This is a genomic window from Buttiauxella sp. 3AFRM03, from assembly GCF_003675305.1.
Taxonomy (GTDB): domain Bacteria; phylum Pseudomonadota; class Gammaproteobacteria; order Enterobacterales; family Enterobacteriaceae; genus Buttiauxella; species Buttiauxella ferragutiae.
This window is the reverse complement of the sequence record NZ_CP033076.1, coordinates 234,232-247,288: the sequence shown is the minus strand read 5'-3', so window position 1 is coordinate 247,288 and position 13,057 is coordinate 234,232. Positions and strand designations below refer to the sequence as shown.

General features: G+C 50.3%; 9 protein-coding genes. 2 read left to right on the top strand and 7 right to left on the bottom strand.

Going from position 1 to position 13,057, the window contains the following annotated elements; all coding sequences use genetic code 11:
- Nucleotides 1-370: 370 nt before the first annotated feature.
- Entirely contained in the window at nt 371-4,270 is a 3,900-nt protein-coding gene (gene hrpA / locus D8682_RS02380; protein WP_121813412.1) for an ATP-dependent RNA helicase HrpA, read from the bottom strand.
- A 206-nt stretch (nt 4,271-4,476) separates the two neighbouring features.
- On the opposite strand from hrpA, the gene azoR reads away from it, so the two are divergent.
- Nucleotides 4,477-5,082, top strand: coding sequence for an FMN-dependent NADH-azoreductase (azoR, locus tag D8682_RS02375; protein WP_121813411.1), 606 nt, complete (start codon nt 4,477-4,479; stop codon nt 5,080-5,082).
- A gap of 81 nt (nt 5,083-5,163) precedes the next feature.
- Here azoR and D8682_RS02370 read toward each other — a convergent pair whose 3' ends face one another.
- Both D8682_RS02370 and D8682_RS02365 read right to left on the bottom strand, forming a co-directional pair.
- A complete protein-coding gene (locus tag D8682_RS02370; RefSeq protein WP_121813410.1) occupies nt 5,164-6,054 on the bottom strand; it encodes a dihydrodipicolinate synthase family protein in 891 nt (296 codons plus the stop codon).
- Between the two features lie 28 nt (nt 6,055-6,082).
- Nucleotides 6,083-6,973 (bottom strand): DMT family transporter, encoded by an 891-nt coding sequence (locus D8682_RS02365; RefSeq protein WP_241938847.1) that lies wholly within the window; start codon nt 6,971-6,973, stop codon nt 6,083-6,085.
- A gap of 114 nt (nt 6,974-7,087) precedes the next feature.
- Between D8682_RS02365 and D8682_RS02360 the strand changes: the two genes are divergently transcribed.
- On the top strand, nt 7,088-8,422 hold the full coding sequence (locus tag D8682_RS02360) for a PLP-dependent aminotransferase family protein (RefSeq protein ID WP_121813409.1): 1,335 nt from the start codon (nt 7,088-7,090) through the stop codon (nt 8,420-8,422).
- A gap of 489 nt (nt 8,423-8,911) precedes the next feature.
- Here D8682_RS02360 and D8682_RS02355 read toward each other — a convergent pair whose 3' ends face one another.
- The 4 genes from D8682_RS02355 to D8682_RS02340 form a co-directional block, all read right to left on the bottom strand.
- On the bottom strand, nt 8,912-10,384 hold the full coding sequence (locus tag D8682_RS02355; protein ID WP_121815614.1) for an aspartate aminotransferase family protein: 1,473 nt from the start codon (nt 10,382-10,384) through the stop codon (nt 8,912-8,914).
- An 18-nt stretch (nt 10,385-10,402) separates the two neighbouring features.
- The gene (locus D8682_RS02350; protein ID WP_121813408.1) at nt 10,403-11,788 is read right to left on the bottom strand and encodes a diaminobutyrate--2-oxoglutarate transaminase; all 1,386 of its coding nucleotides are present in this window, start codon (nt 11,786-11,788) and stop codon (nt 10,403-10,405) included.
- Nucleotides 11,789-12,318: 530 nt separating this feature from the next.
- The gene (locus D8682_RS02345; RefSeq protein ID WP_121813407.1) at nt 12,319-12,624 is read right to left on the bottom strand and encodes a hypothetical protein; all 306 of its coding nucleotides are present in this window, start codon (nt 12,622-12,624) and stop codon (nt 12,319-12,321) included.
- Between the two features lie 106 nt (nt 12,625-12,730).
- Entirely contained in the window at nt 12,731-13,054 is a 324-nt protein-coding gene (locus D8682_RS02340) for a YdbL family protein (protein WP_064546919.1), read from the bottom strand.
- Between the last annotated feature and the right edge of the window lie 3 nt (nt 13,055-13,057).

Sequence of the window (13,057 nt, the reverse complement as noted above, 5' to 3'; positions counted from 1 at the left end):
TCCGGAAGGGGATTATTGCATTATTGGCTATAGGGATGCCCTCACCCCGACCCTCTCCCTCAGGAGCTGTCTCTTATACACAACTCACTCTGGCAATTTTGTCAGGGTCAGATCTGTTAGCCTCGCAGGTTTTCCGTTCACCCGTGCGTTCAGTTATCTCTTTAATTCCCGCAAACGGTGAACGTATCAAGGGGTTAACGCCAACCCCCTAAGACGTTCACCGGTTCAGTGGCTATGTGAAACACTGAACATCGGGTGAACGGAACTGTCTCCCGACTCACGCAGATGTGACTAAGAGACAGCCCTCAGGACAGCGAGAACACCAGACAGTCCCTTCTCCCTCAGGGAGAAGGTTAGGATGAGGGTTGTTTTAAACATTAATCGCTTCCATCGCCTGCAAAATACGCTTATCGGAAATCGGATATGGCGTACCTAATTGCTGCGCAAAGAAGCTGACGCGCAGCTCTTCAATCATCCAGCGGATTTCCAGCACGTCATCGTCAACCCGACGAGTCGGTGGCAGTTTGTTTAGCCACTGCTGCCAGGTTTGCTGCACATGCTCAACTTTCAGCATTTGCACCCGATCGCGATGTGGGTCAACCGCCATTTTCTCGAGACGCTTCTCAATGGCATTCAGATAACGCAGCGTGTCGCCAAGGCGCTTGTAACCATTTCCGGTGACAAAACCGCGATACACCAGGCCGTTCATTTGCGCTTTCACATCTGACAAACCGAGCGCCATGGTCATGTCCACGCGCCCTTTCAGGCGTTTGTTGATGTTGAAAACGGCCGTCAGGATTTGTTCGACCTGTTTGGCAATTTCCACCACGGTTTCGTTGAGTTCTGCGCGAACTTTCTCATGCAGAGCCGCAAAACCTTCTTCGCTCCAGACCGGGCCGCCCGCCTGCGCAATCAGCTTATCCACGCCACAAGAGATGCAGTCGTCAATCAAATCCATCACTTTGCCGTACGGGTTAAAGTACAGGCCGAGCTTGGCTTTGTTCGGCAATTTTTCATGCAGGTATTTAATCGGCGATGGAATGTTCAGCAGCAGTAAACGGCGCAAGCCCCGCCACATCGCCTGCTGCTGTTCGAGCGGGTTATCAAACAGTTTGATCGCCACACTGTCTTTTTCATCCACCAGCGCCGGGAATGCCTTCATGCGGTAGTTACCGCGTTTTTGCTCGTAGCTTTCCGGCAATGAACCGAAGCTCCAGATATGCAACCCGCTCTGCTCGATGCCGTCATCGGCAACCGCAGAGAGCGTTTGCTGGACTTTATCCTTCAACCCGCCCTTCAACTCGGTGAGGTCTTTACCCTCTTTGAGTTTCTTGTTGTTTTCATCGACGATACGGAAAGTCATCTTCAGGTGATCGGGCACCTGATCCCAATGCCAGTCTTCGCGGTCGATGGTGATGCCCGACATGCGGCGGAATTCGCGCTCTAAACTTTCCAGCAGCGGTAATTCCAGCGGCGTGGCACGGCCTAAAAATGCTTCGGCATAGTTAGGCGCAGGCACAAAGTTGCGACGTACTGGTTTTGGCAGTGACTTAATCAGCGCAATCACCAGTTCACGGCGCACACCAGGAATTTGCCATTCAAACCCGGCCTCTTCCACCTGATTTAACAACGGCAGCGGGATATGCACCGTCACGCCATCGGCGTCAGCACCTGGTTCAAACTGGTAAGTCAGGCGCAGCTTGAGATTGCCCTGATGCCAGAAGTTCGGATAGTCGAGCTTGCTGACTTGTTCCGCGCCCTCTTTGATCAACATGCTCTTTTCGAAATTGAGCAGATCCGGCGTCTCTTTGCTGGCCTGTTTCCACCAGTTATCAAAGTGACGCGCAGAGATCACATCATGGGCAATCCGTTGGTCGTAAAACTCGAACAGTGTGTCGTCGTCTACCAGAATGTCGCGGCGGCGGGATTTATGTTCCAGCTCTTCAATTTCATTGCGCAATTTGAGGTTGTCGCGGAAGAAGGCATGGCGAGTTTGCCAGTCGCCCTCCACCAGCGCATGGCGAATAAACAACTCGCGGCATAACGCTGGGTCAATCTGGCTGTAATTGACGCCGCGCGCAGCAACAATCGGCAAACCGTACAGCGTGACTTTTTCTGTCGCCATTACCGCGCCCTGCGATTTCTCCCAGTGCGGTTCGCTGTATGAGCGTTTTAATAAGTGCTGCGCCAACGGTTCCACCCATTCCGGGTCGATGCGGGCGGCAATGCGCCCCCACAGGCGGCTGGTTTCCACCAGTTCAGCGACCATCGTCCATTTTGGCGGTTTCTTAAATAAACCGGAGCCAGGGAAGATGGAGAAACGGGCGTTACGCGCCCCGGTGTATTCCTGTTTATCGGCGTCTTTCTGGCCGATATGGGAAAGCAAACCGGTCAGCAATGCGCAGTGAACCGAACGGAAATCAGCGGGTTCGCTGTTAATCGGTAAGCCAAGTTCTTTCACCACCTGGCGCAATTGGGTGTAGATATCTTGCCATTCACGCACACGCAAATAGTTGAGGTAGTCAAGTTTGCACTGGCGGCGGAACTGGTTCGACGATAGCTCTTTTTGCTGCTCGCCAAGGTAGTTCCACAAATTGACATACGCGAGGAAGTCAGACTCTTTGTCATGGAAGCGACGATGTTTTTCATCGGACGCTTGCTGTTTGTCCATCGGGCGTTCACGCGGGTCCTGAATGGACAGCCCGGCGGTGATAATCATCACTTCGCGCACACAACCAAATTTCTGCGCTTCAAGCACCATACGCGCCAGGCGTGGGTCAACAGGGAGCTGAGCAAGCTGGCGGCCCGAAGGCGTTAATTTATAGACGCTATGTTCTTCGTCGCTGGTAATCGCACCCAGCTCTTCAAGCAGGCGCACGCCATCCTGAATATTGCGTTTATCCGGTGCTTCAACGAACGGGAATGCGGCAATATCGCCCAGGCCGAGTGCCGTCATCTGCAAGATAACGGATGCCAGGTTGGTACGCAGAATTTCCGGGTCGGTAAATTCCGGGCGTGACAGGAAGTCATCCTCAGAATAGAGGCGAATACAAATCCCATCGGATACACGCCCGCAACGGCCTTTACGCTGGTTGGCTGACGCCTGCGAAACCGGCTCAATCGGCAAACGCTGCACTTTGGTGCGGTAGCTGTAGCGGCTGATTCGCGCGGTACCGGGGTCGATAACGTATTTGATTCCCGGCACGGTCAGCGAGGTTTCAGCCACGTTGGTCGCCAGCACAATGCGCCGCCCGACGTGCGACTGGAACACACGGTTTTGTTCGCTGTTCGACAGGCGTGCATACAGCGGCAGCACTTCGGTATGCGGTAAGTTCAGCTTGTTTAATGCATCAGCGGTGTCACGAATTTCGCGCTCACCACTCATGAAGATCAGTATATCGCCGGCACTTTCATGACCGAGTTCGTCCACCGCGTCAAAAATGGCTTGTAGCTGGTCGCGATCGGTATCGTCAGCTTCTTCAACAATCGGGCGATAGCGCACTTCAACCGGATAGGTGCGGCCAGACACTTCGATGATTGGCGCATTATTGAAATGGCGCGAGAAGCGTTCAGGATCGATGGTCGCCGAGGTAATAATGATTTTCAGATCGGGGCGACGCGGCAGTAGTTCACGCAAATAACCCAACAGGAAATCAATGTTCAGACTGCGTTCGTGCGCTTCATCAATGATGATGGTGTCGTACTGCATCAGCAGTCGGTCTTGCTGAATTTCCGCCAGCAAGATGCCGTCGGTCATCAGTTTGACCATGGTGTTTTCACTGACGTGATCGGTGAAACGCACCTTATAGCCTACACAACCACCGGGCTCGGTTTGCAGCTCTTCGGCAATACGGTTGGCAACGGTTCGTGCCGCCAGACGGCGCGGCTGCGTGTGACCAATCAGCCCTGTTAACCCGCGCCCCAGTTCCATGCAGATTTTTGGCAACTGCGTGGTTTTACCTGAGCCAGTTTCACCCGCCACGATAACCACCTGATGGTCACGAATGGCATCGTAAATGTCCTGTTTCTTTTGGCTGACAGGCAGGTTTTCTGGGTAGGTGATTTTCGGTCGCGAGGCTGCGCGCAGCAGAACCTTACCGGCTGCCGCTTCGATTTCCTGGGCCAGTGCCTCTAACACCGCCTGCTGCGATTCAGGATTTTTCACCTTCTTCGCGCCATGTATTCGGCGAGAGAAGCGTTGTCTGTCGCGAAGCATTAAGCCGTCGAGGCGAGAGAATAATGAGGACAGTGAGGGTTTTATGTTTTCCATTGCGTAGTCATCTGGGCAGCGCACTGCCTGGTAAGTCTTTATCGTTAATTGGCGCTAGATTAGCACATCACGCCTTTTGACGCCTTGTTCAATAAAATCGAACATAGAGTTCGATATATTGCGCTATCACTGCAATCGGATTGTGAATAAAGTAACCCTCAGCGAACGGGCAATCTGTCCGAATGAACACAATAAAGGAATCACCCATGAGCAAAGTATTAGTCCTGAAGTCCAGTATCCTGGCAGGTTACTCTCAGTCAAATCAACTGTCCGACTATTTTGTTGAACAATGGAGTGAAGAGCATAGCGCAGATGAGATCACCGTGCGTGATTTGGCTGCAAACCCAATCCCTGTACTGGATGGCGAGCTGGTTGGCGCACTGCGTCCAAGCGACGCCCCACTGTCTCCACGTCAGCAAGAAGCGCTGGCGCTGTCTGACGAACTGATTGCTGAGCTGAAAGCTCACGATGTGATTGTTATCAACGCGCCAATGTACAACTTCAACATTCCAACACAGTTGAAGAACTATTTCGACCTGGTGGCGCGTGCTGGCGTGACTTTCCGTTACACCGAAAAAGGCCCAGAAGGCTTGGTTACCGGTAAGCGTGCTGTGATTCTGACCAGCCGTGGCGGTATTCATAAAGATACCCCAACCGATCTGCTGGTACCGTATCTGAACATCTTCCTCGGCTTCATCGGGATTACCGATGTGAACTATGTGTTCGCTGAAGGGATTGCTTACGGTCCGGAAGTGGCGAGCAAAGCGCAATCTGACGCAAAAGCGGCAATTGATAGCATCGTAACTGCATAGTTTTTGATGCAAATGGTGGGTGGCGCTAACGCTTACCCACCCTACGTGAAAAAACGGCAAACATAATGTTTGCCGTTTTTATTAATACAAATTCAACAGATTCAATTTCTGCTGCAACAGTTCCCGTTCTCCACCCTGTATTGTTCGTAACGGGAAAGGCAGACATGGCGTTTGAACTCTACCCAGTAGTTCGGCAACCGTAGCAATAACCCGCAGGCTTCCATAACGTCGATAAAATACCCATAACGCTTCAAGTGCACCATCAAGCTGATTCACTTTTTCCTCATCCCCGGCTTGAGCGGCTCGGGTAAGTATGCGCGAATACTGTGGAAATAAACCCGCCAGAACGGAATACCAGACGTCACATCCCGCAAGCAAACCACGAGCAGACTGAGCATCCCCGCTAATCCCAATCGTCACGTGGGCAGGAATTTTGCTGCGCAGTGCCGCGATTCGCACGCGGGCTTCTTCACGTTCAGCCGGCAAACTGCCGAGTTTCACCGAGTTTACCCCTGGCAGGCCCGCAATAGCTGAAAGTAGTTCATCACTAAACGAAAAACCGGTCGTCGCCGGGTTGTCATACACACACAGTGGAACCGACAATTCGCGGACTACGCGGCTATACAATTCGTAAACTTCATCGCCACCAAGTGGCTGATAAGATAACGGAGCCAGAAGAACACCACTCACGCCCGCTTGTTGTGCGTCATCGGCAAGATTCAGTACTTCTTCTACACGTACAGCACCAATACTGGTCATTACCGGAATACCATTTGCCGCAGTAACGGCAAGTTGCGTGCCCCGTAAACGCTGCGCGCGAGTCAAATAGGCATAACTTCCGGTAGAACCCAGTGCGCCAATCGAATCCACCCTGGCTTCAGCCAGGTTCGATATCAATGAAACGAAAGTTCTTTCGTCTATTTCGCCAGCTATCAGCGGCGTAAGCGGGAAAGCACAAAGCCCCTTAAACATCTTTATTCCTTTTACACAGTTGCGCCGATTATCGTGCGAACTTACGCGAGCCGATGACGCAACAAATTACTCCGAAAGTCACCGCCACCATTTGCAAACTCACTGTTTCATGGAGCAGTGTCGCCGAAAGCGCCAGGCCAAAGAAGGGTTGTAGCAATTGTAGCTGTCCGACTGCCGCAATACCGCCGATGGCGAGTCCTTTGTACCAAAAGATAAAACCAATCAACATACTAAAAAGTGACACGTAACCGAGCCCCATCCAGGCCTGAACACCAATATCGCTGAACGTGTCTGGCATCGTCATGAACGAAGCTACTAACATGAAGGGAAGCGAGATAACTAAGGCCCAGCTAATCACTTGCCAACCGCCTAGCGCCCTTGAAAGCGTCGCCCCTTCTGCATAACCCAGACCGCAGACCAGCACTGACGCCAGCATTAATAAATTACCCGCTATCGACACGGACAAATTCTGATAAAGGGCAAAGCCTACCACCATCAGGCTTCCCAATATGGAAAACACCCAAAATGCCAGTGATGGCCGTTCATGACCACGAATAACCCCAAAGATGGCCGTAGACAGCGGCAAAAGCCCGAGAAATACGATGGAGTGAGCGGATGTCACATACTGAAGCGCCATGGCTGTCAGCAGTGGAAAGCCGATAACCACGCCAAATGCGACAACCATTAACGAGAAAATCTGCGATGAATGAGGACGCTTTTCCCGGCAGATCAAAATCAAGATTAGCGCCAGCATGCCAGCGATAGAAGCTCTGAGAAAGGTCAGGAAAAAAGGATTGATATCCATCACGGCCAGGCGCGTGGCCGGGAGAGAACCGCTAAAAATAATCACGCCAATCAGACCGTGTAGCCACCCTGAAAATGATTCTGACCCCGATTTACTTACTGCTGAATGACCCACGATTATCCTCATTTTGTCAGAAGAATAGAGAAACAATGCTTCTTGTTTCATAGACAGAGTGAATGATAATCGCCACAATCCATGACAATCAAAATATTGTCATGAATACATTCAATGAAAGCTCGGTATAAAACATTGGTTGATGAATACGCAGCCGCGATTCGTTCCGGCACATTACCGGCAGGAACGCGGCTGCCTACACATCGGGGGTTATCAGCTGAAAAGCACATATCACTCGCTACGGCGACACGGGTTTATGCAGAACTGGAATCCATCGGGCTGGTGAGCGGCGAGACAGGGCGTGGGACTTTTGTCAGGGAGATCTCTCTGCCAACGGGACATGGCATTGATCAGCAAGCCATCGCCACGGATATGCTAGATCTCAATTTTAACTATCCCGCTCTGCCCGAACAGACTGAACTGCTGCGCGATGCGCTGCGCAAGCTCACGAGTTCTGGTGATCTCGAAGCTATGCTACGTTACCAGCCACATGCGGGCCGACTCAGCGATCGCGAAGCAATAGCAACACATCTTGCAGAGAGTGGAATGACTCCTGACGCCGCTGATGTTCTGATTGTTAATGGGGCCCAGCATGGCCTGGCGGTCAGCGTCATGGGGTGTTTCAAACCCGGAGATGTTGTTGCTGTCGATGCGCTGACATATCCAGGCTTTAAAACACTGGCGGCAACCTTTCACCTTGAGCTGGAAGCGATTCCCGTATCTGCAAATGGGCCTGACCTGAATGTGCTAAAGAAATTGTGTCAACGCAGACGTGTGCGCGCGATTTATACCATGCCCACGCTGCATAATCCGTTGGGGTGGGTTCTCAATGATGTTCAGCGCCAGCAGTTAGCAACCATTGCCAGAGAGTATGATCTTCTGATGCTAGAAGATGCCGCCTACGCTTATCTGGTCAGCCATCCACCGCGACCATTGGCCTGTTTCGCGCCAGAGCGGACAATTTATATCACCGGTTTTTCCAAAAATGTGGCAACGGGTCTGCGTGTAGGCGTTGTTGTTTGCCCTTCCCGCTATCGTGCCAGCCTGGAGCGCGCAATACGTGCAACCACCTGGAACACGCCATCGCTGATGACAAGTATTGTTTGCGGCTGGATTAAGGAAGGAACGGTCAGCAGGCTGGAATCGCTGAAGCGAGCGGATGCCCAAAAGCGCCAGAGCCTGGCTCGTGAATTGCTTGCCCCACTCCCGTATATCAGCCATCCGGTATCTTACTTTATTTGGCTCCCGCTGCCAGAAGAAGTACGCGCAGAAAGCGTGGTACGCAGGTTGATGGACAAAAATATTTCAATTTCCACTGCAGAACCTTTTAGCACTTCACAAAATATCCCCCATGCCATTCGGTTAGCATTGGGTTCAGTCAGCGAAGTTAATCTTCGTCAGGCACTCATTACGGTGCGTGAAACAATTGAATATGAGCAATATCGCTGAACGATATGACGAAACTTACAAGAACATAAATATTAATAAGAAAGAGGAGATGAGAAATGTTAATCCAAACCATTGCGTATAAAGAAACGCAAATGCGAAAAGACAGTTCATTATCCACCAAAAGAAAATACGGCTTCGCAGACCATTCCAGTCATATTGTGGATAGCATAAGCGTAAAATATATATCGTAATTGTCGTCAGAATAATCATAACGTTTTCATCCATGAAACGTAGACAAGCGTAGGCCACTAAGAGTGGAGCAATGCTTAACATGCCTTCAATTAATTTTAAGTAATACTAACTGCCTGGATTTTCTTTTGCAATTAGTGTTATTTAATAAAAATAATTGAATTTAATCAAGATGTTAGTATTAATGAAAAAAGAAATGATAATTTAAATGAATATAAAAAGAGTTATATATACAGAAAGATTGGTATTAGGTGGGGTAAATATTAAATGGGCGGTATTAAGCCGCCCATTCAAAATGACTTATTTTTCCAGCAACTGATGTGCTGTCTTTTCGACTAACGCCAGCAGGAGTTTAATATCCTCCAGCGTAACAGTTGGGTTCAGCAACGTCATTTTCAGACAGGTAACACCGTTATGCTCAGTCACACCCACGTTGGCGCGACCAGATTCTAACAACGCATCACCAATCTGCTGGTTCAGCAGCGCGATAGCTGCATCGCTGCTGTTGGCCATTTGTTCAGGACGGAAACGGAACAAGACGCTCGCCAGTTGTGGTTTCATCACCAACTCCAGCGAAGGTTGTTCAGTCACGTACTGCGCAACTTGCTGAGCAAGCGTAACGCCATGATCAATGATCGCAGCATATTGCTTCTGACCCAACGCTTCCAGGCCCATCCAAAGTTTCAGTGCATCGAAACGACGTGTGGTCTGCAAAGATTTAGACACCAGATTTGGTACGCCAGCCGCTTCATCAAACTCAGAGTTCAAATAAGCCGCCTGGTAGCGCATCAGTTCATAGTGACGGGCTTCTTTGAGCAAGAACGCACCGCAACTGATGGTCTGGAAGAATTGTTTATGGAAGTCCAGGGTAATGGAGTCCACTAATTCAATACCGTCCAGATAGTCACGATACTGCTCGGACATCAGCAATGCCCCGCCCCACGCTGCATCAACGTGCACCCAAATCTGGTGCTGTGCAGCCAGTGCGGCAATCTCACGTAGCGGGTCGATTGCGCCTGCATCGGTGGTACCTGCAGTAGCAACAATCGCCAGAATCTGCTCACCGTTAGCCTGAGCTTGCGCCACTTTTTCACGCAGATCGTTGAGATCCATACGCGCGAATTCGTCAGTTTTAACTAACGTTACAGACTGGTAACCGAGGCCCATCAAAGCCATGTTCTTTTGCACTGAGAAATGGGCATTTTCAGAACACATGACTTTAATCTTTCTCAGATCACCGACCAGCCCATCCTGCTGAATAGAGTGACCCTGGCGAGCAAAGAACGCATCACGCGCCAGCATCAGGCCCATCAGGTTACTTTGGGTGCCGCCGCTGGTGAACACACCCGCGTCGCCTGCCTGATAACCGACTTGAGCACGCAGCCACTCAATCAGCTTCATCTCGATGATGGTCGCTGACGGGCTTTGGTCCCAGGAATCCATACTCTGGTTGGTGGCGTTGATCAGCACTTCAGCCGCCTGGCTGATAACCAGACTTGGGCAGTGCAGATGCGCAACACACTGTGGGTGATGCACCGACAGGCTGTCTTTTAAAAAGAACTCGATAGCACGTTCAATCGCAGCCTGGTTGCCCAGGCCCTGCGGATTAAAATCCAGTTGAATGCGCTCACGCAGTTCAGTAACGCTTTTGCCCTGATACATCTCAGGTTGCTGCAGCCACTGCACAACAGCCGCGCTGCTCTGTGCAATCGCCTGCTGGTAGGCTTCAGTGCTTTGCGCTGAGCCTGCCAGAATCGGGTTTAAATCAGACATCGTGGTCATTCGCTCCACTCAGACAGGTTTGATGCCGGACGCTAACAGCGCCTGCTCAAACTTATCGAGGAAAATAGCCAGCTCATCGTTAGTAATAAGCAGGGATGGCAGCAGACGCAGCACGCAACCGTTACGGCCACCGCGCTCCAGAATCAACCCAGCTTTGAAGCAGTTTTTCTGCAGCAATGCGGACAATTCTGGGTCAGACGGGTAGCAACCCATATGGTCTTTAGCTTCGTTTGGTTTAACGATCTCAATACCGATCATCAGACCCAGACCACGCACCTGGCCAATGACCGGGTAACGTTTTTGCATGCTTGCCAGATGGCCTTTCAGCCACTCGCCCTGTGCGGCCACTTTGTCAGCAATCTTGTTTTCAGTCAGATGCTTAAGCGTTGTCAGGCCGGTAGCCATCGCCAGTTGGTTACCACGGAAAGTACCGGTGTGGTGGCCAGGTGACCATGCGTCAAACTCTTTCTTAATGCCCAGCACTGCCAATGGCAAACCACCACCGACTGCTTTAGACATCACGATGATGTCTGGCTCAATGCCAGCATGTTCGTAGGCAAACAGTTTGCCGGTACGGCAGAAACCAGCCTGCACTTCATCGATGATCAGCAGAATGCCGTGTTCTTTGGTGACTTTGCGAATGCGCTGCAACCACTCAGCAGGAGCCGGGTTCACGCCGCCTTCCCCCTGAACCGCTTCCAGAATGACTGCCGCAGGTTTGCGCACGCCACTCTCAACGTCGTTGATCAGGTTTTCGAAGTAATAGGTTAATGCTTTAACGCCAGCTTCACCGCCAATACCCAATGGGCAGCGGTACTGATGCGGATAAGGCATAAACTGAACTTCAGGCATCATGCCGTCGACGGCTTCTTTCGGAGACAGATTACCTGTCACGGAAAGTGCGCCGTGGGTCATGCCGTGATAGCCGCCGGAGAAGCTGATGATGCCTGCACGACCGGTCACTTTCTTAGCCAGTTTCAGCGCTGCTTCAACCGCGTCCGCACCGGATGGGCCGGTGAATTGCAGGCAATACTCTTTACCCTGTCCAGGCAATAAAGAGAGAAGATATTCAGAGAACTGGTCTTTCAACGGCGTTGTCAGATCCAGTGTATGTAACGGCAAGCCGCTAGTAATGACATTTTGGATGCTTTGCAGCACGTCAGGGTGGTTATGTCCAAGAGCAAGCGTACCTGCCCCTGCAAGGCAATCAAGATATTGATTATTCTCAACATCAGTGATCCAAACACCGTTGGCCTTCGCAATTGCAAAAGGCAATTTACGTGGATAACTCCTAACATTCGATTCAAATTCAGCCTGTCTGGCTAAATAGGTTTCATTGTTTCCGTTTAATGAATTCGTACCTAAACTGTCAATACGGACTTTATCCGTCATCATATCTCTCCTACAACTGCTAAATCATTAATTTCGCAGCTGATTAAATGAATTAGAAAAACTAAGGACCCTATAAAAATCGCGGCCAATATAGGTTCTTTTTGCTCTGTGCTCAATAATTTATTTTTCCAATTTCCGAATGTTTCTGGTTTGTCATTGTGATGAAAAACGATGCAACGAACGTCGACCGGATTCTCATGCTGAAAAAAAACAATATTCAGGTGTTAAATTGGATTAAAAATAGATTTTCAGCAGTTTATATCACTTCGTACACAAATTTTGACGGGTATTAATGGGATTTTTCAGGCGGTTTGACAGGCAAAGTTACACTTTTCATGGTCTAAGTTTGTTCTGACGTGATATCAGCTTTAAAAGAAGATTAGAGAAAGGAGTAAACAGAATAAAAAGAAAGTACATCAATGAGTTTAATCGGTTGTTAACGCATTTATATTTAAGCGCTTCTACCTCACCCCAACGGAGCGAGGCTCCGCCGGGTATTGCTAATGCACATGTAGCTTAAAGTTTGAAGGGTATTAGTGACGGATGGAACCCGGTTGTCTGAGATTGCCCGTATGCCCAAAGGCGGGCATTGGCGAAGATACCGGATTGGAAGTCTGCGAGTCACTGCTACCTGGCCCTGCCAGCGTATCGCTGGTGCCAATACCGGCGACAGTATCACTCCCCAGTAAATCGATGGTGCCCTGAACTGTCGACGTTTGCTGGCTGGATGTGTTGGATGAACTACCTGAACTAGCATTGATGCCAGAGGTTGACGTTAATTGAGCAAACACCGCCGTGCTAACCAGAGACAACGCGACTGCCAAAATAATCTTTTTCATCAATTGTTCCCCATTCGATACCGGCAGTATGGAATAGTTGAGTGGATGAATCGTCCCTGGCTATTTCACGCATACAGAATTGCTGCCAATTGAGTGTAGTGGAGCGCTACTTTTTCATCCACTGCCCGTTAATACCGCGCACATACTCACCCGGCTGTGCCCGCGCCACCAGCTTTTGCCCGGCCAGTTCCGCAACCTGATTGGCCGAAATATTATTGCTATCCGCCAGTTTCTGATAATTTTCTGAACGCGCTTCGTTAATGGTTTTCACTAACTCCAGCGTCTCTTTGTCCTGTTTGATTGGTGCAATAAAGCCGCTGAGTGTCTCCCCTACACGCCCTTGCTGGCGAGCTTCGGACAAGGTTAACGCCAACACCTGGCTGCTAAACATCATGCTCGCCAACAAAACGCCTTTAACGATATTTTTCATGAC

Coding starts and splice junctions, on each gene's coding strand:
- D8682_RS02360 (WP_121813409.1), top strand. CDS start 7,088: ATGAAAGCTCGGTATAAAACATTGGTTGATGAATACGCAGCCGCGATT.
- D8682_RS02345 (WP_121813407.1), bottom strand. CDS start 12,624: ATGAAAAAGATTATTTTGGCAGTCGCGTTGTCTCTGGTTAGCACGGCG.
- D8682_RS02350 (WP_121813408.1), bottom strand. CDS start 11,788: ATGATGACGGATAAAGTCCGTATTGACAGTTTAGGTACGAATTCATTA.
- azoR (WP_121813411.1), top strand. CDS start 4,477: ATGAGCAAAGTATTAGTCCTGAAGTCCAGTATCCTGGCAGGTTACTCT.
- D8682_RS02355 (WP_121815614.1), bottom strand. CDS start 10,384: ATGTCTGATTTAAACCCGATTCTGGCAGGCTCAGCGCAAAGCACTGAA.
- D8682_RS02340 (WP_064546919.1), bottom strand. CDS start 13,054: ATGAAAAATATCGTTAAAGGCGTTTTGTTGGCGAGCATGATGTTTAGC.
- D8682_RS02370 (WP_121813410.1), bottom strand. CDS start 6,054: ATGTTTAAGGGGCTTTGTGCTTTCCCGCTTACGCCGCTGATAGCTGGC.
- hrpA (WP_121813412.1), bottom strand. CDS start 4,270: ATGGAAAACATAAAACCCTCACTGTCCTCATTATTCTCTCGCCTCGAC.